Here is a 20,693-nt window from a genome sequence, read left to right as displayed (position 1 = left end):
ACGCGAAAGTAGACATCCTTCGTCCTCATGACCGAAGACCGTACTCCTGTCGAGCACTTCGAGGAAACGCAGTGGCATCTTGCCAAACGCATTCTCTTCCGTTTGGCTTTTTGCTATCTCGTTCTGTACTACCTTCCATCGGTCCTAAACGTAATCCCAGGCGCACAATCGCTCGCGAGCCTCTACAACTTTGTTTGGGACCGGGCCATCAGTTGGGGACTTGTCCATTTTTTCGATATCGATCCCACTCAGGCCATTCCTCACTACACGGGTAGCGGCGATACACTCCTCGCCTACCTTCGACTATGCGCTACCGCAATCGCTGCAGCCGGAGTCGGCACTCTCTGGACCATTCTGGATCGGCGCAGGCCGCACTACATCAGCCTTCACGGCTGGTTGCGAGTCTTCGCTCGCTACGCTTTAGCGTTCGCGCTCTTCGGCTATGCCTTTGCGAAGATTGCTCCAACCCAGTTCTCCCACCTTCAATCGCGACAACTGGCGGAGAGCTACGGTCAATCATCGCCCATGGCTCTCCTTTGGAACTTTATGGGCTTTTCGACGCCTTATACAGTCTTCAGCGGATGTGCCGAACTCCTGCCTGCAATCCTACTTCTCTTTCGCCGCACCGCGCTTCTAGGTTCCATCACTGCATTCGCCGTAATGCTGAACGTCGTCATGTTGAACTTCTGCTACGACGTCCCGGTAAAGCTCTACTCTCTCAATCTCCTATCGCTTGCTCTGTTTCTCACGCTGCCCGAAGCGCAAAAGCTACTCCGCGTTTTTGTGTTGAACCGTTCGACCGCGCCATCGAATCTTCGCCAACCATTCTTCAAGCAGCTATGGCTTCAGCGTGCCGCCATCGTGTTCAAGATCGCAATCCTCGCAATATTTCTCTTTCAGAGCATTCACTCAGCGATCAGCCTCCATCAAAGTCTCGCTTCGCGCACCCAACCGCCACCATCTCCCCTCACCTCAAGAGGCTTTCATTGGATTCAGGAGTACCCCTATAACCAATGAACATCAGGAACTGACCACCCAAACGCCCTAACTACGGAATCACCGCAACCGCTTCAACCTCAATCAACGCATCTTCACGAAAGAGAGTTTGCACGCCCGCAAGTGTGCTGGCCGGCGGATGTTCCTTGTTGATCATCTGATCGCGAACATCACGAATCGCAACTAACTTATCGTGGTTCAGACCGACAATGTAGTAGTTCAATTTCACGAGATCACTAGGTGTCGCACCAGCCGCCGACAGCGCAGACCGGAGATTTGCAAACACCTGTGCAACCTGCGCGTGGAAGTCGTCCTTCCCAACCATCTCTCCATGTTTATCCAATCCCACCTGTCCGGAGAGAAACACTATCTTGCCGCTGTTGACCACAACAGCATGGCTGTAACCAGCAGGAGAGCTGATATCGGACGAGTTTTTGAATTGCACGTCAGGTCTGGCAGCAGCCCCATTCTGTGCCAACGCTAAAGTGCCTGCAACAAAGCTACCGAGAATCCAGAGTCGGGCAAATCTCATGGGCACTCTCCTGTTGAACTATTTCTTACCTTCTATCTCTTCCCTTCAAAGACAGCTTCACCTTCAGCAACTGGAACTGCATTCAGGTTGAACTCCTCCGCCAACAGCTCATAGCTTCGCAGCCGCTTCGCGTGATCCCACACGATCGTATTCACTATCAACTCCCCAATCCCCAACTCCTCCGCCATCTTCTCCAACTCACCACGCACCTTAGCCGGAGTCCCCACAAAGTACCGCGGCCACTCCCCTTCTTCCATCGGCATATCACCCAGCAACCTCAACTCCCTCACTGCATCGTCCGGCGAAGCCACTGGCCTCCGATCCCCCTGCCGAATCCTCCGCTGCAGCAGCCGCACGCTCGAAGACAGAAACTCCGCCTCCTCCTGCGTCTCCGCACAGATCACACCCACCGCCACCGTAGCTTCAGCCTTACTCCGATAGATACTCTTCGTAAAGCTCCGTCGATAAGTCTCAATCGCCGCCCGCGTATGCACCGGACTGAAAAAATGTGCAAACGAATAAGGCAGCCCAAACTCCACCGCCGCCGCCGAGCTCCACATACTCGACCCCAGCATCCACACATCGGGCCCACCCGGCATCTCGGGCGAAACCCGAATTCCCGCAAACGGATGTCCCTCCGGAAAGTGATGTCCAAGAAACGCGAGCAGCTCGCTCACCTGGTCCGGAAAATCATCCAGCATCCTCGTCTTCCGATCCCGTTTCAACGCGAGCGCCTCAATCGGGCCACCCCCAGGCGCACGCCCAATCCCCAAATCAACCCTGTCCGGATAAAGCGCATGCAGCATCCGAAAACACTCCGCCACCTTCAGCGACGTATAGTGCGGCAGCATAATTCCACCCGACCCAATTCGTATCGTCTTCGTCTCCGCGCCAATCCGCGCCAGCATCACCTCCGGAGCCGTACACGCCAGCGTATCCATCGCATGGTGCTCCGACATCCAGAACCGGCGAAATCCCAGCCCATCCACCAGTCGCGCCAGCTCAATCGAGTTCTCCAATGCCTGGGCCGGAGAACTCCCCGCCGGAACCGGACTCTGATCCAGCACCGAAAGTCGAAGCTTCATCGTTACGTCGTCTTTACTCACTCCCTTTTGATGTCGAGCAACACAAATCGACCCAAACCCAAAACTCTATTTCGCGCTCTTCACCTCTTCATCATGCTCATAAGAATCGTTATCCTGATCTAAAATCAACCCATTCCCTTGAAAGGCGCCATGAGCAGAGTTCTTATCATCGACAGTCAAACCCCTGTCAGCCGCGAGATCGGTGAACTCCTCACCGCCGCCGATCTCCCGTTCGAGTATGCCGCCGGGCATATCGATGCCCTCCACCAACTCCGCGCCCGCGCATTCAGTGTCATCGTCACCAGCGCCGACAGCGCCATCGAAGAAGCCCTCGCCCTCCTCCAGGAGATGCGCGTCATTCGGCCCAATCTCAAGTGCATCGTTCTCGCTCCTCACAGCACACCGAACGAGATCATCGCCGCTCTTCGCGCACGCGTCTTCGGATGCTTCACTCCTCCCTTCGACGCGGACGAGATCGCCTGCGTCGCGCGCAACGCAGCTACCGGCGACCAGTCGAACGAAGATATTGAAGTCCTCTCGGCACGCCCCGGCTGGATCGCCCTCCGAGTCAACTGCCGCCTCGCCACTGCCGACCGTCTCATGACCTTTGCCCGACAGTTTGCCGCGCAACTGCCCGAGACCGCACGCCAGGACATCATGCTGGCGCTCCGCGAGATCCTCGTCAACGCAATGGAGCACGGCGCCAAGTTCAATCCCGATCAGGTCGTCGAAGTGAACGCCATCCGCACTGCCCGCACCATGACCTTTCGGGTACGCGATCCAGGCGCCGGATTCCGCAAGGAAGACATCACCCATGCAGTCCACTCCAACTCCTCCGACGACCCCACGGCCCACATCGTACGACGTAACCAGCAAGGCATGCGCGCTGGAGGTTATGGCCTTCTGCTCGCCGCCGGCACCGTCGACGAGCTCATCTACAACGAACTGGGAAACGAAGTCATCCTCATCAAGTACCTCGACCCGCCCGCTCAAAGCCCATAGCGATCCGGCCTTGCACCGCTCGCCTGTGCCAATTGGTGATATCAGGCCTTTCCCTCATGGACGGGCTTCGATGAGTTCATTGGCGATATGCCGCTCATTGAGATTGCGAGCCGTTGGCTTTGTATAGGTGACGAGAAGCGCGTTTGCCGGTAGTAATCTGCTGCCCCTAAATCGATTTCTTCGCAATCCGGCCAGCAATCGAAGACCGCATCGCGAGACACAGACTTGGATGAGGTGGGAAACTATTTTCGAAAGCTACCGCGGTCGCGCGACAGCGATAATCAGGATGAAATATACGAGCGTCCACGCGCCTCCGCCAACGAACTTCCACCACTTTTTATCTTCCGTCGTCTGATCAAAGAGCGCGGCCAGGCAAGCAATGATGAGAACGAAGTGTCCGATGCCACCGAGTGTCACCATCATGGTTTCGGGCCGCCGCACCTGACCGGTATGCACGAGAAACCAGAATGCGACCGCTCCCGCCTCCATGAGGTGAGTCACGAAGAGATTAAGACTGTTCCAGACGACCCCAATCGTGACGCCCGCGCCAAACCCCCACACACTATTGCGGCGCGCAAGAATCACGATGACAACATAAATGAACGCCTGGAGGAGGTGAAGAAGCCGAAGCTGTGGGACAACCCATGCGGATACAGTCAAGGCTATCAAGAAAAGTGCGGCTCCAATCGGAATCCACACGCGCGTCGCCGAAGATTGATTCGCCGAGCCATCGTTCATTTCCGTCACTACGGCAGGGCGGCCTGATCGGTTCCATAATTGGAACAGCGTCGCTCCTTGAACCCTGTTGGGGCTAGGTGACAAGTTGTTGAATGTCCAATTGTGGACGTCTTCTTCGATCGCTGGACACACGTTCTGTCGACGCGCTCACTAAGTAGAAGATAAATATAGCGTGTGGTTTGGAAATACACGTGCAAAGTTCCATGTTGTTTTTTTTAGTGATCCAAAGAGTCCGCCGAGCCCCTTCTGGGAACAGCTCGATGGCTTCAAGTGTCAGAGGCAAATAAAGATGGTCAGCTGCAAATCAATCGGAGGCTAGCCAGATGATTGACAGGAATGCAGGAAGAACGATCGTCAAAAGGCTGCCGGATTTCGTAGGAGTCGGTACTCTGTTTTTGGCAATTTGCGCGGGGTCTTGGACCTCTGCGATGGCGCAACAGCCTCCTGCCACAGCTGTCCACAAGGACGTCGAAACTCCGGCGCTTCCAGCTCCGGGGACCTACAAGATAGATTCGCGTCACAGTTTTGCTTATTTTAGCGCCTGGCACCATCTGGTGGGACGTGTGCGCGGCCGTTTCGACCAAATTTCGGGGACCATCACCGTATCGCCGGATCCAGCCGCTTGCAGTGTAGACGTCACGATCGATGTCGCTACGATCAGCACGCAGGTCAGCCAACGCGATGAAGATCTTCGCAGTGACGCATATTTTGATGTGAAGAAGTTTTTGACAATGACCTATCAAGGGCGGGGCATTCATCGTGTCTCGGCAGATCTCTGGCGGATGGACGGCTCGCTGACCATGCATGGCGTTACCAAAGTAGTGCCGCTCACCTTCAAATATAGCGGGGCCTTCGCCGATACAAAACCGAACCAGCCAGCAAGGGTCGCGTTCCATGGAACTGCAGCCACGAAGCGTGCTGAATTCGACATGGGGGCGCGCGATAATTCCGCAGAAGTGGGCGATTTAACGGCACCCGATGTCGATATCGAGATTGACGTTGAAGCAGACGCAAAACCCACTACTCCCTAACAGGAACCCTCCCACATTTCCCTTGTGGCTGAATCGCTGATTCAACTCATCGAGGGCCGAACAGTCCCGAAAAGTCGGCTTCCCTGAAGTAATCCACTCAGGCGTTCTCAACTGAAGAGAACAGGCCTTTCCCTCATTGAGAACTGGCTCGCAAACGATAAAGAGTTGTGGGATTGCCGTTTCCTGTCAACTCTCCTCCGCAACCGCTCTATCTCCTCAGGGCCACCGCAAAAAAGCCAGCCCTGACCCCGGTATGATAGAAAGTAACCCGGCGCGAACACCTCCCCTCGCCGAAGGAGCACTTTTTTGAATACGCTGTCCATCACCGATCCGCACCCCCACGGCCCAGAGCACTTCGACGCCGAAGCCTTCGCCGCACACACCCTCTCTTCCCCGCAAAACCTCGCCGCCGTCCTCGACCACACCCTCCTCAAGCCCGAGGCCACCCGCACCCAGGTTCTTCAGCTCTGCAACGAGGCCGCCGAACACCGCTTCGCCTGCGCCATGATCAACCCCACCTGGGTCTCGCTCGCCGCCGCAGCACTTCAGGGCACCGGCATCCCCGTCGGCGTCGTCATCGGGTTCCCCCTCGGCGCCACTCTCTCCGCCTCCAAACACGAAGAGACCGCCCACATGCTCCGCCACGGCGCACACGACATCGACATGGTTCTCAACATCGGCCTCCTCAAGTCCGGCCAGACCGCCGACTACGAGGCCATCCGTCAGGAAATTCACGGCGTCGTCGAGCTTGCCCACGCAGCCGGAGCCATCGTCAAGGTCATCCTCGAAACCTGCCTCCTCAGCTTCGAAGAAAAACTCCGCGCCTCAGAGCTCGCACTCTCCGCCGGAGCCGACTTCCTCAAAACCAGCACCGGCTTCTCCACCGGGGGCGCTACTGCCGACGACATCGGCCTGCTTCGCGGCATAGCCGGCACTCGCGCCGGGGTCAAAGCCTCTGGCGGCATACGCTCACTCGCCGACGCCAAGACCATGCTCAGAGCCGGAGCCTCCCGAATAGGAGCCAGCGCCAGTGTCAAAATCGTCAACGAACTAGCCGGCCACACGATCGAACCAACCACTTCCGCGCCCGGCTACTGACATATCGCAAGAGATGGCAACCCCATCAGGCTTGAAAAAACTGTCAAGCCGCCGAATGGCTATCCCTCTTCGAATCAAAAAGGTAGCCTTTGCGTATTTGTTCCATCAGCTCCGTTATAATGAACATAGTGTCGAAGCGGCCCCGATCAAATGGGGCCGCTTCGTTTTACCCAGTCCCCTAACCCTTTTCGATTGACGAATTTACCTCTAACCCCTTTTGAATGACATTTTTACAAGCGCATAGTTTCGCAAACGCAACAAACAAAGTAACTTAGCAAGGGGTACCCCGGGGGGGGGGTGGGGGGCAATAGAGACTGAACCAGGCGCGCCAGCGCATCAGTGAGACCAACCTGAAGATCGTTCACGCACACGCAATGAAGGTGAAAGACACTATCGGAGAATCTGATTAGCCACAATCAAAGGAGTTCCGGCCAGCACTCCCCAAACCCCACCTCACCCGGTAAGATCAACGGAAAGCAGAAATGTCTTCCCCGATCAAACCGAGCGCGACTCCACCCACCGGCCCCGAAGCGCCCGAGCCCGAGCACCCTTACGAGGGAGACTACCGCCCTCCCACCCCGCAACTCTTTCACCCCCACGCCGCCGACCCAAAAATTCGCGTCGAACCCCTTCAGGTCGCATTCCTCCACAAACTCGCCGACGCCCTCAACACCACTCTCGACCTCAACACCCTCATGCACCGGGTCGCCGACCTCGTCCGCGCCGTCATCGACTACAAAATCTTCGCGATCCTGCTCATCAATGAGCGCTCACAAGATCTCCGCATGCGCTTCCAGATCGGCCATTCCAGCGAGATCGAGCGCCTCCGCATCAAGCTCGGCCGCGGAGTCTCCGGTCAAGCCGCTCTCCAACGCAAATCTCTCCTCGTCGAAGACGTCACCACGCAGGAGAACTACATCGACGCGAATCCCGCAGTCCGCTCCGAACTCGCCGTTCCGCTCGTAGTCAAGAACAAGGTCATCGGCGTCCTCGATCTGCAGTCTGAAACCATCGGTTACTTCACGATGGAGCATCAGCGCCTCCTCGAGCTGGTCGCCTCGCGCATGGCCATCGCCATCGAGAACGCTCGCCTTTACACCCGCGTCTCGCGCCAGGCGCAAACCCTCGCCGTCCTTAACGACATCTCCCGCGAGATCACCAGCATCCTCGATCCCGACGACCTTCTTGAGCGCATCGGCCAGCTCCTCAAGCGCGTCATCGACTTCCACATGTTCACCATTCTCCTGTGGAACGATCGCACCCAGCTCTTCGAGCACCGCTTCTCCTCCCGCTTCGGCGAGCGCGTCACCCGAGAACGCACCATCGCTCTCGGCGAAGGCCTCATCGGTACCGCCGCCCAACTACGCGAACCCATCCTCGCATCCGACGTCCGCAAAGACCCACGTTACGTCGAAGCCAACCCAGAGGTACGCTCCGAACTGGCCATCCCCCTCGTCTACAAGGGCGAAGTCATCGGCGTCCTCGACCTCGAGCACACTCGCGTCAACTACTACAACGAGGACCACCAGCGAACCCTCTCCACTCTCGCCTCGCAGGTCGCCATCAGCATTGCCAACGCCCGCCTCTACCAGCGCATCCACGAAGAGGAGCAGCGCATGGAGCGTGACCTCGACATGGCGCGCCAGGTTCAGCTCCGTCTCATGCCCTCTCGGCCTCCCAAACTTCAGCGAGCCGAGATCGCCTCCGAGTTCGTGGCGGCCCGCTCCATCGGAGGCGATGTCTTCGACTATCTCGACTACGGCGCCGGACGCATCGCCATCGCCGTAGGAGACGTCAGCGGCAAGGCTGCGCCTGCGGCTCTCTACGCGGCGCTGGTCAGCGGCATACTACGTTCCCTCGCCCCCCAACACCTTTCACCCGCGGCGATGCTTACCGCCCTCAACGACCAACTCCAGGAGCGCAAGCTCGACTCCCAGTACGTCACTATGCTCATGGCAGTCTGGGACGACAGCAACCAAACCCTTCAGATCGCCAACGCCGGCTCCGTCCAGCCTCTCTTCGTGGCGGCCAATTCAGACATCACAAAACCCCCAAGCGTCCGCACCATCCAGGCTGAAGGCTTCCCCCTGGGCCTCTTCCCCAACGCCGAATATGAGGAGTTTACCCTCTCCACCCGCCCTGGCGATCTCATCGTCTTCTTCTCCGACGGCATCGTAGATGCCGTCAACGCCACCAATGAGATGTTCGGCGACGAACGCCTCACTCAACTCCTCGAATCGCAGCATCACCCGACTGCGCAGTTCACAGTGAACGCCATACTCCAGGCCGTCAACGATTTTCAATCCGGAACGGCCCACTTCGACGACGAGACCATCGTGGTCCTGCGCGCCACCGAGTAAAACAACTAACAAATCATCAGAAGGTCGATATGCCAATAGCGACATTCGGACGTATGGTGCGTCCATCAGGTCGACGGTCTAGTGTTAGTGTCCTAATTTGTGCGACGCTGTAAGTAGCTGAGCAAGATAACGGAAAGGGTGAAAGATGACTCCTCAGGAACAGGACATGATCAGCGGTCTGATCGACCGAGTTGAGAAAACACAACTTGCAGAGAAAGATATGGATGCGGAACAGATGCTGCAGCAGGGTTTGGGACGGAACCCGGACGCTCTCTACATTCTGGCCCAGACTGTGCTGGTGCAGAAGTATGCGCTGGAGCAAGCGCAAACACAACTGACGCAGGCAAGGGCACAGGTTGAACAGATGCAACAGATTCCTGAGCCGAAACACTCGACAAGCTTTTTGGGCAATTTGCTTGGACGGCATGACGACCAACCGGCCCCCCCACCTCCACCACAGACCTATCCTCAACAGCCTGCGAATCCACAGTATGCTCCCGTGGGTGGGTATGGTGCTCCTCCGCCACAGTATGGCGCTCCTCCTCAGTACGGAGCGCCACAAGGGATGGGAGGAGGTGGATTTCTGAGGGGTGCTCTCCAGACCGCGACCGGGGTCGCTGCAGGAGCGCTAGCCTTTCAAGGCTTCGAATCACTGATGCACGGATTTGGGCATGAAGCTGGATATGGCGGTGGCCAAGGATTTGGGAGCTTCGATGGAAGCCAGCGTCCTACCGAAGAGATCGTCAACAACTACTATGGCGATGATCGTGGCGGACGCGACGTCTCTGCCGATGAGAAGTCACTTGGTCAGCAGGAAGATCGGGACCTCGGATCGCGTGGCTCCTCCGACGCTTCTTCGAGCGATCGAGACTCCCTCTATGGTTCGGATAGTTCTAACTCTGTCGATGACGCGAGCTTCGATTCGGACACGTCTACTGATGATGCTTCGTTCGATGACGACAGCGATTTTGGTGACGACGGGTCGGGTGGAGGGGACGACAGCAATTTCGCTTAGCTTTGAACGGCACAGATTCCGACGCGAATGGAGAGTCTAACTCCGATCGCCTGAAAATGGAGATTCGTCACACAGAACGAACCAGGATCGCATTCGTTCGAGAGATGGCGATCAAAGGCGCATACTCTACCTACCTCATAAGCTGAAATAAGTCCTCTTGGTTCCCCAAGTTGTTAATGACACTCAACAAGGCCTGGTGTTGGGTTTCCGCAGACGACAGTTGCGTCGCCACGACCTCGGGATTTGCAGAGACCAGGCCGCCTTGCGTCAACTCAAGTTGGCTTTCTGTGGTTTGCGCGAACGTAGTGGCGGAGTTGAGTCGACTCAAAGAGCTGTCGAGAGTGCTCCGCTGATCGGATAACTGGCCAAGAGCTGTGTTCAAAGCAGCAGTATCGGTCGTGATGCTCGCAGTCGAGGCACCACCCGAAATATCGCCGATCAATTGACTCAATGCGCCAACAATCCCGGTAGCTCCCGAACCGAAAACTGAAGAGCCGGGTAGATTGATCTGAAGCTTCTGTCCGCCTGGTACCTCAATGAATTGCACATTAGTGTCGCCAGCGTAGGTGGCTGTTGGAGGAGTAGTGGTCGTGTTCAGCGTAAAAGGTTGAACTGATCCCTGACTGCCGCTAAATAGGTATTGCCCCTGATAGCTGGTGTTCGCCAGCGAGACCACTTCACTGAGAATTCCGCTAAGAGACTGAGCGACGCTAGCATTGTCTGCCGCGTTCTGCGTACCGTTACTGCCTTCGACGGCGAGCGAGAGTGCCTGCGTCACCTGAGCCACCACGTCACCCAAAGTAGAGTCGGCAACCTGCATCATCGAAGCTTCTCCAGAAGCTGATTGAACGAATGTGTCCGTCTGATCGATCTGACTTGCCAGAAGGGTACTTTGCGCAACAGCGACCGGATTGTCCTGAAGCGACTGAACACTCAACCCACTCGATAGTTCGGACGTTAGGTTGTTGATCATGGAACTGGACTGATTGAGTGCCCCAGTCAGAGTGCTAAAGTAATTCGGATCTACTCGCAAGTGTGCGCTCCTGATTCTTAGTTGGTTAGGCAAGCCGAAGAGTGCCGCGTTTTCCTAGGTCACTGTAGTCTCTACACCAAGATTGATTGAGCTCGCCATCAGAGTATCAACGATAGAGAACACCTGAGACGCCGCTTGATAGGAGCGTTGAAATTGCGTTAAGTTCGACGCCTCTTGATCGGAAGACACGCTCGAGAGCGAATCACGCTGCGTAGTGAGCTGAGTGAGCGCAGCCTGTTGTGTTGCATTATCCGTTGTTACACCAGAAGCGTCACTGCCGACCTGATCGAGGAATAAAGCGAGGAAGCCTGTGGCGGTCTGGCTCCCGACCACATTCGTTGTGGAAAGATCGGCAAGCGCCGTAGCATTATTATTGCCCGAAGATCCCTCGCCAGCAGTGGCCGCGGCTACGGCTCCAGGGGAAGTTGCGGATACGGAGATCGACGCTGCGGCACCGGCCGCGCCACCTGGAAGACTGAAGATTGCTAAACCTGGGTTTCCACTACTGTCAACTCCCTGCTCGTTCTGTTGATTTACCGCAGTTCCAAGCGCAGAGGCTAAGTTATCTAACGCCGACGAATAAGTCGGCAAATACTGGTCCCTCGCTTGCAAAGCTCCACCCAAGTCTCCACCGTTGAGATTTGAGGTCACGTCCTGAGGGGGATCACCTGCCAGAACATTTGTATTTCCTCCTGCCTGTGTCGTGCTCACTTGGAATGATTGATTACCGCTGACCAAAACCGCGCCGCCGCTGGTTGTCAAAGATATTCCATTCTGTGAAGTTGAAATCTGGTCCAAACCAACGAGTTGAGACAGTTGATCGATATCCTCTTGCCGCTGGTCTTCGAGAGTGCCAGCATCCCCGTTAGGACTGAGGCTAGCAATCTTAGAGTTAAGAGAAGCTATCGAAGACGTGAGGGTATTTATCTGACCCACATCACCGCTGACTTGCTGATTGAGACTGGTTGATATCTGCGAAAGCTGACTCGATGCAGTATTGAAGGCACCAGCTAACGCGCTCGCGGCAGTTAGTACTTTCTGTCGGGTTGCTGTATCAGACGGATTACCCTCTAAGGAAGACAAAGAGCTGAAGAAACCGTTGATCGCAGTACCAAGCTGCGACGAAGCTACCGCTCCCGAACCCGTCGAAGTCGAGGTCAGCCCGAATATGTTTTCAACCTGCTGCAAAGCGGTTTGAAGTGCTGCACTCTGAGCCGTCGTCTGCGTTTGCTGTTGCACGCGCTGTTCGAGGACTCGATCCCTCAGAGACGAAACAGTAGCGGTTACGCCCGAGCTCTGAGACTCCCCGCTTAGAGAAACTGAATCCCCCGACTGAAAACTCACAACCTCGCGTGTATAGCCAGGTGTATTCTGATTTGCGACGTTGTTGGCGGTCGCGTTCAGCGCGGCCTGATCTGCCAGTAACGCTTCGCTGGCTATATTTAGTAGTGATGTAAGCGTACCCATTGGTGTCCCGTGTTTCTCCTGTGCAGGCGGTAAAATTGAAACCAGATTCGGATCCAAATTTTGTGGATGAGTTCAAGCAACTAGTTCTCTACCGGAAATTGAGCTGGCGATAGTTTGGCCACATACGATGCTGCATTTCGCAAGGACTGTTCGATCAATTGCCATCGTTATTTCAGTAAGGATTGAATGATTTTGTTTGCCACGTCGGACGATGAAACTGTGTAGCTCCCAACGGCGATCGCCTCCTGCAAGGATAAAACCTTCGCAGTTCGCGTGTCTGACGCTTCCAGAGCCTGTAATACGAGCCCTCCCGTCGAACTCACAGCCGTCTCATCGACGTGTGCCATACTTGCGCTCAGTACTTCATGCTTATCGGCCGCGATTCCGGACGTATCCACCGAGACAACTGGCTGTGTCCCAGATGGAGTGATCGCGTTGCCTGTCTGTTGACCGCCGATTCCACTCGTATAGCTCATGATCAGCCTCCGTCTACTTGACTGTATCGGCATCCAAACCGCAAACTTTAGTACTCGACAATTTTCTTTTTCAGCGTCGTTGATGCTCCTGGGTGACCTGTTCAACCACCCGCCGAGCGATCCCAAAGCCACCACCCTTCGATATGGCTTTGGCAATTGCTTCGGTACCAAAGCTGCTGATGGTGTCCGAGGCTGAGTCTTCGCTCTTCTGTTCGTCTCCCCAACTACTCTGGCCGTGCTGCATTGGCTTCAGCAATTCCTGTAACATCGTCGCCTCAAATTGTTGTGCGGCATCCACTAGCTTGGCTTGTCTTTGGGCCTCCGCGGTAGGTAAGCGTGAGATATCCGGATCTATCTTCATAGGACTTCAATCTCCGCTTCTAGTGCGCCTGCAGACTTCATTGCCTGGAGGATCGAGATAACATCGCGCGCTGAGGCTCCAATCATCTGGAGGCTTCGAACTAGGTCATCCACCGTCGCTCCTTGCTTTAGCTCGATTCGGTTCACCGGTTTATCCTGGGCATCAACTCGCGTCTGCTGCACGACCTGCGTTGTGCCACCTGAGGAAAATGCATTTGGCTGCGAGACCTGAAACTCGCTCACCACGTTGACGGCTAGTCCCCCGTGAAGGATAGACACCGGCTGCAACACCACCGTTCCCCCAATAACTACGGTTCCTGTACGCTCATTGACAACCACCTTCGCTCGAGGAAAGACAGGTACCTCTATTGATTCGACCTGAGCCAGTAGGGCCGGGATCTCTTCACCCTCTCCGACCAGCAGATCGATTCTCCGACTATCGAGAACGTGTGCGGCAGGTCGCCCCAACGAACGATTGATCGCGAGGGCCATGGCCTCTGCTCCACGGAAGTCAGCATCATTCAATAAGAGTGAAAACTGTTTTTTTCCATCCAAATCCAGTGGAACGCCACGTTCCACCATCGCACCAAAAGGGACTCGAGCAGTATTGGGGTGATTGTATTGTTTTACATTTCCATTCACGTTGACCGAATAGCCACCAACAACCAATGGTCCCTGCGCCTGCGCATAAATTTTGCCGTCTGCTCCATAAAGAGGAGTCATCAGAAGCAACCCACCCTCGAGGCTCCTCGCATCACCTGCGGAGGAGACGGTAATATCGAGTTTGGTACCTGGACGAGCAAAGGGTGGCAACGTCGCAGAAACAAAGACTGCAGCGAGATTCTGTACTCGAATTGCCGCTGCTGGAACGCTGACCCCCATGCGGAGCAACGTAGACGCCAATGTTTGGGCAGGAAAAGTTGTTTGCTGACTGTCGCCAGTACCCTGCAGACCAACGACTATGCCGTATCCAACCAATTGGTTGTCGCGAATACCCTCGATCGAAGCGATATCTTTGACGCGGGCTTGCCTTGGTACAGATGTTGTCGGGTCGGAAGAAAGAGCAAAAGCAGCCGAGGCAACAGCCAGAATCAAGAAGCATGCAAATGAGGCCGGGAGTCTTAGGAGGAATTCCTGCAAATCTGGCTTTTTCGGCTTGTTAGCTACTTGCATAGAATTCCTCACTAGAAAACCAATACTTTTTGTAGTAGACGAACCAGGACGTTTTGTCGATGGGTATAGTCGTTGATAATTCCCTTCCCGCGTACTTCCAGCTCCAAACTAGAGATCGCGGTAGAAAGAACCTGATTCTGTTGAGAGATATCCTCAGGACGGACTAGCCCTCTCAGAATGATTGTCTGCGTTTGTTGGCTAAACTCCACCTGCCGAGCCGCCTCAATCACTAGCATCCCATTTGAAAGAACCTCAATCACTTGTCCTCCAAACGTGGTGCTCAAACTCGAATTCGTTGCACTTGTCCCCTGCGCATTGAGTCCTGATGAAGATGTTTGGTTGATCAAGTTCTGCAACGCGTTACCGGCATGCAGTGTACCGATAAGACCTGAAATGGAGGAACTCGCGTTGGACGCCCGCGAGTTCTTTACCGTACCGTCCGTCGACGCTGCCAGGCTTTCGGAGACCACGACCGAGATCAAATCATGTGGTCGCATAGCCCGCACGTCCGTATTGATGCGAGTGAGTCTTCCATTGTCAGTCCAGATCGATCCCGGGGCAGGCTGAACGTTGGAGTTTTCCGCGCGTACCCTTTCGAGATAAGAAGATAAGGACGCAGCGGCCACATTAGGTTTTGGCTCGATCAATTTATGGATCGCCTCGGTCTGCGCCTGCAATGGGGATAGCGACAAAAACACCATCAACATTGCAACGGCTATCGAAACAAAACGATCTATTTCGTTGTTGTCGATTAGAGTCAATAACGATTTTTTTGTAAGATTCTCGACCTTCTCACGTTGTGGCAGCTGCATCGGATTGGAAGCTGACTTCGTCCGCGATTTTTTTCTCATGGCTTCATCTCCACATCAGACGGCCCTCGAACGATACCGGAGAGTTGTTCTTCTATAGACTGGCCGTCGACGGTATTTCTGCGCAATAGTCGGACTTTAATATGGTCGCCCAATGCCCCATTCCCTTCTGAGATTCCGGCAACTTCAATCCGCAAAGAGGTCTCTTGCCTCCACAGCCTGACAATTTCGCCGGCACGAATTACAACAGATGCCGGAATATTCTTGGCACTTTCAAGCTCTCTGAGTCGTAACGGTAAGCTTGAATCCCGCAGTGGAACGGCAACCGCTGGCCATTCGGGATGATCGCAACGAATGACCATTGCCCAGGTCTGTCTTAGCACCGGATCCGACTGAATTCTCTCCACTCGATAGCCGCCGCTCTCCGATAACGAAGACGACGAAGTCAAGGAGCCCGCGTCAATCGCCGTAGTTGGTGTGTTGTAGCAGGCTGCGAGTGCGCTATTGGCGAGACATATCCAGTACAGGGTAAAAAAAGAAGTTCTGCTAGCCGCTTTGAATTTTGAAAAGACACTCAACATAGCCACCTACCGGACGAGACCGTTAATCTGCGAGTACATGTCGTCGGCGACATGTATGACTTTGGAGTTGCTCTCGTAGGCACGTTGAGCCAGAATCATTTGCACAAACTCCGCTACGACATCAACATTCGAGTTTTCTAGATATCCTTGCTGCAACGTTCCTATTCCACTGGTTCCACCAGGGGTATCCGTAATGGGGTTGCCTGAGGCTGCTGTCTGTTGCAACAAGTTGCTTCCGATGGAACTGAGCCCTCCGGTATTAGGGAAGGTTGCAAGCTGAATGGTGCCAAGCTGAGCAGCGTTTGTTTGTCCAGGAAGCGTTGCTGTCACGACGCCATATTGAGAGATCACTACATTCGTCGCGTTAGACGGAATTGTGATTGCGGGCAAGATCGTATCCCCATCTGAGGTCACAATCGTGCCTTGGCTATTTAGGTGAAAGTTACCAGCTCGCGTGTAGGCGATGGTTCCATCGGGCAGAGAAACCTGGAAAAAACCAGCGCCTTGAATCTCAAGGTCGTATGGGTTCCCTGTATTGTTGGGATCACCCTGCGTCATAATCACTTCGCTCGCGGCTGTCTTGGTACCTAGACCCACCTGCAAACCAGCCGAAAGAGTCTGTTGGGTTTCGGCGGAACCAGGAGTCACCAAGTTTTGATAAATCATGTCCTCGAATTGCACCTGACGCTGTCTGAAACCCGCGGTCCCTGAGTTCGCCAGGTTATTTGCGATAGTGTCCAGATTTGTCTGCTGAGCACTCATTCCACTTGCGGCTGTATACAACGCACGAATCATTTCAAGCTCCTTTTCCCGTAGAGAACTCTGAAAATATGGACCTTTCGTCAGACTCGAGGAAGATCCTCTGACGCCGTCTTATCAAAGTCGTTATTGAATACGCTCAATGCTTTTTGCATCATCTCTGCTTGTCGTTGCACGAGCACCAGCTGCATTGTGCCGTGAACGGCGTCTTCGTTGGCTCCTTCTACCGAACCTTGTTCTACCGAGACGTTCGCGGCGATGGGCTTTGCCCCATTCGCAGAAAATCGGTTAGAGCCCTCAGCGGTGAGAACTGATCTATCCGAAAAGTCGAAGGCTCCGACCTTACCTACGATCACACTGCCGTCCACTGTAGAGGCCGAGATGCTCCCATCGGGTGAGACGTAGATGTTCCCGGTGGGAATGCTGATGGGTTTGAGATTGGTATCGAGCACTGGCTCTCCCTGACTTGTCTGAAGGATCCCTTTGGGGGAGCGGGAGAAAGCTCCATCTCTCGTGTACCGAATGCCGTTGGAGGTCTGTACAGCGAAGAATCCCTGACCTTCTAAGGCGAGATCCAGTGGATTGCCGGTGGCTTTCAGTTCTCCCTGTCCGAGATCCAGTCTGTTTCCACCCAAGACTCCGAAGCCGTTGACGGATTGGCCTACCTGAGATGCTGTCTCGGGATCTTGATCGATGCCACCTGCTAGAACCCCACTGAAGTAGTCGCGCTGGGCGCGAAAGCCAGAGGTTCCTGCGTTGGCCAGATTGTTGGCCGCGGTATCGAGCGCTTGGGTGCGTGCCAGTAGTCCTGTGTATGCTGCGTAGAGTCCACTGTCCATGCCACGAGCTTATGCAGTTCGGTGGCCGAAGTTTGGGAGACGATCGTTAGAAGGTGCTAAGGAGACGGTCGTTCAAGATTGCTGTTGATCTGCCGATACAGCAGTCAGACCAGAAGAAGCGTTGGGAGGGTCGGTGCGAGCTCTAATTATTGATGATTCGGCAGTGATGAGGAAGGTTATCGAGCGAGCGTTGCGGCAGGCGGGCCTCGAGCTCAGCGAGGTGTTGCAGGCTTCGAATGGGGAGGAGGCGTTGCAGACTCTTCGAGACAATCAAGGTTCCGGTGCGCTGGCGTTAATCCTGAGTGACATTAATATGCCAGTGATGGATGGACTGCAGTTTCTGGAGGCACGGAAGCAGGAGAATCTCGCGCAGGGTGTTCCTGTCGTGATGATTACGACGGAAGGCAATGAGAGTTTCGTGCTGCGTGCGATTGCTGCGGGTGCTCAAGGCTATATCTGCAAGCCGTTCACGGCCGAGCAGGTGAAGGCGCGCGTACTTCCACTCATGCGGGTTGCATAGAAGGTTGTTGCTGATCGTTTCGCTTGGATCATTCGGTTCAACCTATCGAATCTTAGAATCTGGTGAATCTTAAGTTGAGAGTTGCTCGATTGTTGCGGAATATAAACCAGGAGTGGGAAGAGGACGATTGTGCCAAACGCGCAGGATGAGGCAGTGACTCGGCTGGATTCAGCGGTCGCGGAAGTTTTTGAGACGATGCTGGCGAGAAGCTGCGATCCGTTGGAGGGTGAGGTTGACACCGTGGAAGGGCGGATCGTAGCGAGGATTCAATTTACCGGTGCCGTGGATGGCGAGTGCCTCTTGTATGCGAGCCAGGCTACCGCGTCGGTGACTGCCGAGGCGTTGCTGGGAACCCCTTCGGAGCCGCACGATCCGATGGTGGATGATGCGATCGGAGAGCTTTGCAACATGATCGCAGGCGGTTGGAAGAGCAAGCTCGCTTCTCCTGACTCCAATTGCGTAATCTCGACACCAGCCGTCACTCGCGATGGGCTTGAGGGGTATCAGGCGAGGTTTGGAACCAAATTCAGCCGGAAGTATTCGTTCCAGGGCAATGTTTTCGGCGTTGTCCTTGCGTTCTAGGGAGGCCCCCCCTGGTATGATTCCGTAAAATACTTTGAATCAATGACTTACGGCAAGAACACGCTCGCAAATTCGTCATATCAAAAGGGTTACGGGCAAATTCGTCCAGCCAAAGGACTTACGGGGTTCTCTCGCCCGGACGTCGAAAGGCGATGGACCCTTCACTCCGAGCTGTATCCAGTATAGCTGTCGGACCAGAACTAATACGCCAAGTCTATCTTATTGATATAGAGAGACTTATTGATAAAGAGGGCTTGACAGCTTTGCGATCGGTGGAAACCGCGTTGCGAATACAGCGCTGCGGGCGGTATGACCGTTTTCATCTGCAAATGACGTCCGTGCGACCGCCCCTGTTGCTGAAGGTCTTAGCGATCTTGTGTGAGCCTGACGTTGGCGGATGCGACCGGCGTGGGAATATTACGTTGACAAACATACCAACTGGTTGGTACTGTCTCTGCCAACCATGGGGCCAACATACATGATCGAGACGCGGCACGAATCGAAGACAAGGTTTCTGAATGCGGCCATGCATGTAATCCGCGTCAAAGGATATGCGGCCACGCGAATTGAGGATGTGTGCGCGGAGGCTGGATTGACCAAGGGCAGCTTCTTTCATCACTTCAAGAGCAAGGAAGATTTGGCGCTGGCGGCGGCTGAGCACTGGGAAGAGGTGACCAGCGCGTTGTTTCGATCGGCGCCCTACCGGCAGCTAACCGATCCACTGGATCGCGTGCTGGCGTATGTGGATTTTCGCAAGGAGATTTTGCGGGGGGAGCTGGCGGACTTTACCTGTCTGGTGGGAACGATGGTGCAGGAGGTCTACGATACCAACCCGGATATTCGGGAGGCCTGCAACAGGAGCATCAGTAGCCATGCGGCAACCATTGAGGCAGACATCGCGGAGGCTATTCGGGAATATGGTATTGAAGCGGATTGGACGGCGCAGAGTCTCGCGCTTTACACGCAGGCTACGTTTCAGGGAGCTTTCATTCTTGCTAAGGCGAAGGGCGGATCCGAGATAGCAGTTGATTGCATTGATCATCTGCATCGGTATATTGAGATGTTGTTCTCTCAATCCGATCGAAGGAGCGTTCGAAATGACAGAGGTATCACTACAGCGAGGAGATGAACCATTTTCTGAGGGGTTGTTGGAAGCGCCGCGGTTCGAGGATGGAAAGGCGATGCTGTTGGCGGGTTTGCGGGACAACTACACGATAACAACGATAGGAGAGATTCCGGAGCTTTGGGAGCGTTTTGTACCTTACATCAATAAGGTTCCGGGACAGGTAGGCCGGGTGGCGTATGGAGTTTGTTTTCCTTTGCCGGACGGCTTCGACTATATGGCGGCAGTAGAGGTGCAAAGCTTCGAGGGAGTTCCTCCGGAGTTGAACGTTGTGACGATGCCTAGGGAGCGATATGCAGTGTTTACACATCGCGGTCACATCTCAAAGCTTCAAGACACATGCCGTGCGATTGAACGCGAGTGGCTGCCGAAGTCGCGGTACTCACTCGGGCTTGGGACGCCTGGTTCGCCTGGTTTCTTTGAGCGTTACGGCGAGAGCTTCGATCCGAAGGTTGGTGTGGGCGATGTTGAGGTGTGGGTGCCTATCCGGTAAGACTGGTGTGTGCTTTTGAAGATGCAGCAAGGGCCGTGCAACTAATCAGAGAGGAGAACCATGATGGCGACAGTAGCGTTGCAGACCGAGGTTTCGCAGGATCAAACCGAAGTTCTGGCGGTGATCGATCAACTCCGCAAGGCGAATCATGACAAAGATGCTGCCGGATTTGTGGCGTTGTTCGCGACGGATGCGGCCGACTACAATCTGGCTCCGCCGCTCTCTCATCGTGGAATAGATCTCCGCGAGAAGCAGGCGTGGTTTGATACCTGGGATGGGCCGGTCGAAATAGAAGCGCGTGATTTTGAGGTGACTGTCAGTGGTGATGTCGCGTTCTGTCACGGCTTTATGCACCTGAACGCCACCTCGAAGACGGCAGCGCGACTGGTCAGCTTCTGGATGCGTTCCACTCTTCATTTAAAGCGGGAGTCTGGTCAGTGGAGGATCACACACTCACATACGTCAGTGCCGTTCTACATGGATGGCAGTCTGCGGCCGGCTTTTGATTTGACTCCTTAGCAAGCAGACAGCGACAGGGGCGACACAATCGAATAACAATCGTCGCTCCTCTGCGTCGCGTGATAGCCGCATGACGTCGGTCGAGAGGACTAACCTCTTGAA

General features: G+C 55.0%; 23 protein-coding genes. 11 read left to right on the top strand and 12 right to left on the bottom strand.

What is annotated here, in order from left to right; all coding sequences use genetic code 11:
• The first annotated feature begins 27 nt into the window (after positions 1–27).
• Positions 28–1,017, top strand: coding sequence for a hypothetical protein (locus RBB77_RS12350; protein WP_353062060.1), 990 nt, complete (start codon positions 28–30; stop codon positions 1,015–1,017).
• Between the two features lie 31 nt (positions 1,018–1,048).
• Here RBB77_RS12350 and RBB77_RS12345 read toward each other — a convergent pair whose 3' ends face one another.
• Complete coding sequence (locus tag RBB77_RS12345) at positions 1,049–1,528, bottom strand: RidA family protein (protein ID WP_353062059.1); 480 nt, start codon at positions 1,526–1,528, stop codon at positions 1,049–1,051.
• Positions 1,529–1,560: 32 nt separating this feature from the next.
• Entirely contained in the window at positions 1,561–2,613 is a 1,053-nt protein-coding gene (locus RBB77_RS12340) for an LLM class flavin-dependent oxidoreductase (protein WP_353062058.1), read from the bottom strand.
• Positions 2,614–2,763: 150 nt separating this feature from the next.
• On the opposite strand from RBB77_RS12340, the gene RBB77_RS12335 reads away from it, so the two are divergent.
• A complete protein-coding gene (locus RBB77_RS12335; protein WP_353062057.1) occupies positions 2,764–3,615 on the top strand; it encodes an ATP-binding response regulator in 852 nt (283 codons plus the stop codon).
• A 255-nt stretch (positions 3,616–3,870) separates the two neighbouring features.
• On the opposite strand, the gene RBB77_RS12330 is transcribed toward RBB77_RS12335, so the two are convergent.
• A complete protein-coding gene (locus RBB77_RS12330; RefSeq protein WP_353062056.1) occupies positions 3,871–4,353 on the bottom strand; it encodes a hypothetical protein in 483 nt (160 codons plus the stop codon).
• Between the two features lie 428 nt (positions 4,354–4,781).
• Between RBB77_RS12330 and RBB77_RS12325 the strand changes: the two genes are divergently transcribed.
• The 4 genes from RBB77_RS12325 to RBB77_RS12310 all read left to right on the top strand — a co-directional run bounded on the left by RBB77_RS12325 (position 4,782) and on the right by RBB77_RS12310 (position 9,857).
• Positions 4,782–5,384, top strand: a complete 603-nt coding sequence (locus RBB77_RS12325) for a YceI family protein (protein WP_353062055.1) — start codon at positions 4,782–4,784, stop codon at positions 5,382–5,384.
• A 306-nt stretch (positions 5,385–5,690) separates the two neighbouring features.
• Positions 5,691–6,482, top strand: coding sequence for a deoxyribose-phosphate aldolase (deoC, locus tag RBB77_RS12320; RefSeq protein ID WP_353062054.1), 792 nt, complete (start codon positions 5,691–5,693; stop codon positions 6,480–6,482).
• A 482-nt stretch (positions 6,483–6,964) separates the two neighbouring features.
• Positions 6,965–8,842: a SpoIIE family protein phosphatase gene (locus RBB77_RS12315; protein WP_353062053.1), complete on the top strand. Its 1,878-nt coding sequence runs from the start codon at positions 6,965–6,967 to the stop codon at positions 8,840–8,842.
• A gap of 145 nt (positions 8,843–8,987) precedes the next feature.
• Complete coding sequence (locus RBB77_RS12310) at positions 8,988–9,857, top strand: DUF2076 domain-containing protein (protein WP_353062052.1); 870 nt, start codon at positions 8,988–8,990, stop codon at positions 9,855–9,857.
• A gap of 130 nt (positions 9,858–9,987) precedes the next feature.
• Here the strand turns inward: RBB77_RS12310 and RBB77_RS12305 are convergent, their stop codons facing one another.
• From RBB77_RS12305 to RBB77_RS12265, 9 genes are all read right to left on the bottom strand, one after another.
• Positions 9,988–10,890, bottom strand: coding sequence for a flagellin (locus RBB77_RS12305; RefSeq protein WP_353062051.1), 903 nt, complete (start codon positions 10,888–10,890; stop codon positions 9,988–9,990).
• 54 nt (positions 10,891–10,944) lie between these two features.
• Positions 10,945–12,357 (bottom strand): flagellar hook-associated protein FlgK, encoded by a 1,413-nt coding sequence (flgK, locus tag RBB77_RS12300; RefSeq protein ID WP_353062050.1) that lies wholly within the window; start codon positions 12,355–12,357, stop codon positions 10,945–10,947.
• 167 nt (positions 12,358–12,524) lie between these two features.
• Positions 12,525–12,833: a flagellar biosynthesis anti-sigma factor FlgM gene (locus tag RBB77_RS12295; RefSeq protein WP_353062049.1), complete on the bottom strand. Its 309-nt coding sequence runs from the start codon at positions 12,831–12,833 to the stop codon at positions 12,525–12,527.
• A 70-nt stretch (positions 12,834–12,903) separates the two neighbouring features.
• A complete protein-coding gene (locus RBB77_RS12290) occupies positions 12,904–13,194 on the bottom strand; it encodes a hypothetical protein (protein WP_353062048.1) in 291 nt (96 codons plus the stop codon).
• Positions 13,191–14,282, bottom strand: coding sequence for a flagellar basal body P-ring protein FlgI (locus tag RBB77_RS12285; RefSeq protein ID WP_434557115.1), 1,092 nt, complete (start codon positions 14,280–14,282; stop codon positions 13,191–13,193). The genes RBB77_RS12290 and RBB77_RS12285 overlap by 4 nt, the downstream gene beginning before the upstream one ends.
• Before the next feature lie 95 nt (positions 14,283–14,377).
• On the bottom strand, positions 14,378–15,217 hold the full coding sequence (locus RBB77_RS12280; RefSeq protein WP_353062047.1) for a flagellar basal body L-ring protein FlgH: 840 nt from the start codon (positions 15,215–15,217) through the stop codon (positions 14,378–14,380).
• The gene (locus tag RBB77_RS12275; protein WP_353062046.1) at positions 15,214–15,756 is read right to left on the bottom strand and encodes a flagella basal body P-ring formation protein FlgA; all 543 of its coding nucleotides are present in this window, start codon (positions 15,754–15,756) and stop codon (positions 15,214–15,216) included. The genes RBB77_RS12280 and RBB77_RS12275 overlap by 4 nt, the downstream gene beginning before the upstream one ends.
• 6 nt (positions 15,757–15,762) lie before the next feature.
• A complete protein-coding gene (flgG, locus tag RBB77_RS12270) occupies positions 15,763–16,551 on the bottom strand; it encodes a flagellar basal-body rod protein FlgG (RefSeq protein ID WP_353062045.1) in 789 nt (262 codons plus the stop codon).
• A gap of 47 nt (positions 16,552–16,598) precedes the next feature.
• Positions 16,599–17,354 (bottom strand): flagellar hook-basal body protein, encoded by a 756-nt coding sequence (locus RBB77_RS12265; protein ID WP_353062044.1) that lies wholly within the window; start codon positions 17,352–17,354, stop codon positions 16,599–16,601.
• A gap of 133 nt (positions 17,355–17,487) precedes the next feature.
• Between RBB77_RS12265 and RBB77_RS12260 the strand changes: the two genes are divergently transcribed.
• The 5 genes from RBB77_RS12260 (at position 17,488) to RBB77_RS12240 (ending at position 20,591) form a co-directional block, all read left to right on the top strand.
• Positions 17,488–17,874 carry a response regulator gene (locus RBB77_RS12260; RefSeq protein WP_353062043.1) on the top strand — a complete coding sequence of 129 codons (387 nt, stop codon included), beginning with the start codon at positions 17,488–17,490 and terminating at the stop codon, positions 17,872–17,874.
• Positions 17,875–18,003: 129 nt separating this feature from the next.
• Entirely contained in the window at positions 18,004–18,456 is a 453-nt protein-coding gene (locus tag RBB77_RS12255; protein ID WP_353062042.1) for a chemotaxis protein CheX, read from the top strand.
• Positions 18,457–18,934: 478 nt separating this feature from the next.
• The gene (locus tag RBB77_RS12250) at positions 18,935–19,585 is read left to right on the top strand and encodes a TetR/AcrR family transcriptional regulator (protein WP_353062041.1); all 651 of its coding nucleotides are present in this window, start codon (positions 18,935–18,937) and stop codon (positions 19,583–19,585) included.
• Positions 19,554–20,072 carry a GyrI-like domain-containing protein gene (locus tag RBB77_RS12245; RefSeq protein WP_353062040.1) on the top strand — a complete coding sequence of 173 codons (519 nt, stop codon included), beginning with the start codon at positions 19,554–19,556 and terminating at the stop codon, positions 20,070–20,072. The genes RBB77_RS12250 and RBB77_RS12245 overlap by 32 nt, the downstream gene beginning before the upstream one ends.
• A 60-nt stretch (positions 20,073–20,132) precedes the next feature.
• The gene (locus RBB77_RS12240; protein WP_353062039.1) at positions 20,133–20,591 is read left to right on the top strand and encodes a nuclear transport factor 2 family protein; all 459 of its coding nucleotides are present in this window, start codon (positions 20,133–20,135) and stop codon (positions 20,589–20,591) included.
• The last annotated feature ends 102 nt before the right edge of the window (positions 20,592–20,693 follow it).

Source organism: Tunturibacter psychrotolerans (assembly GCF_040359615.1).
Lineage (GTDB): Bacteria > Acidobacteriota > Terriglobia > Terriglobales > Acidobacteriaceae > Edaphobacter > Edaphobacter psychrotolerans.
The sequence above is the reverse complement of the archived record's forward strand: the minus strand, read 5'-3'. Positions and strand labels throughout refer to the sequence as shown.

Coding starts and splice junctions, on each gene's coding strand:
- RBB77_RS12265 (WP_353062044.1), bottom strand. CDS start 17,354: ATGGACAGTGGACTCTACGCAGCATACACAGGACTACTGGCACGCACC.
- flgG (WP_353062045.1), bottom strand. CDS start 16,551: ATGATTCGTGCGTTGTATACAGCCGCAAGTGGAATGAGTGCTCAGCAG.
- RBB77_RS12315 (WP_353062053.1), top strand. CDS start 6,965: ATGTCTTCCCCGATCAAACCGAGCGCGACTCCACCCACCGGCCCCGAA.
- RBB77_RS12335 (WP_353062057.1), top strand. CDS start 2,764: ATGAGCAGAGTTCTTATCATCGACAGTCAAACCCCTGTCAGCCGCGAG.
- RBB77_RS12275 (WP_353062046.1), bottom strand. CDS start 15,756: ATGTTGAGTGTCTTTTCAAAATTCAAAGCGGCTAGCAGAACTTCTTTT.
- RBB77_RS12245 (WP_353062040.1), top strand. CDS start 19,554: ATGACAGAGGTATCACTACAGCGAGGAGATGAACCATTTTCTGAGGGG.
- RBB77_RS12330 (WP_353062056.1), bottom strand. CDS start 4,353: ATGAACGATGGCTCGGCGAATCAATCTTCGGCGACGCGCGTGTGGATT.
- RBB77_RS12290 (WP_353062048.1), bottom strand. CDS start 13,194: ATGAAGATAGATCCGGATATCTCACGCTTACCTACCGCGGAGGCCCAA.
- RBB77_RS12350 (WP_353062060.1), top strand. CDS start 28: ATGACCGAAGACCGTACTCCTGTCGAGCACTTCGAGGAAACGCAGTGG.
- RBB77_RS12280 (WP_353062047.1), bottom strand. CDS start 15,217: ATGAGAAAAAAATCGCGGACGAAGTCAGCTTCCAATCCGATGCAGCTG.
- RBB77_RS12250 (WP_353062041.1), top strand. CDS start 18,935: ATGATCGAGACGCGGCACGAATCGAAGACAAGGTTTCTGAATGCGGCC.
- RBB77_RS12340 (WP_353062058.1), bottom strand. CDS start 2,613: ATGAAGCTTCGACTTTCGGTGCTGGATCAGAGTCCGGTTCCGGCGGGG.
- RBB77_RS12345 (WP_353062059.1), bottom strand. CDS start 1,528: ATGAGATTTGCCCGACTCTGGATTCTCGGTAGCTTTGTTGCAGGCACT.
- flgK (WP_353062050.1), bottom strand. CDS start 12,357: ATGGGTACGCTTACATCACTACTAAATATAGCCAGCGAAGCGTTACTG.
- RBB77_RS12240 (WP_353062039.1), top strand. CDS start 20,133: ATGATGGCGACAGTAGCGTTGCAGACCGAGGTTTCGCAGGATCAAACC.
- RBB77_RS12310 (WP_353062052.1), top strand. CDS start 8,988: ATGACTCCTCAGGAACAGGACATGATCAGCGGTCTGATCGACCGAGTT.
- RBB77_RS12325 (WP_353062055.1), top strand. CDS start 4,782: ATGGCGCAACAGCCTCCTGCCACAGCTGTCCACAAGGACGTCGAAACT.
- RBB77_RS12295 (WP_353062049.1), bottom strand. CDS start 12,833: ATGAGCTATACGAGTGGAATCGGCGGTCAACAGACAGGCAACGCGATC.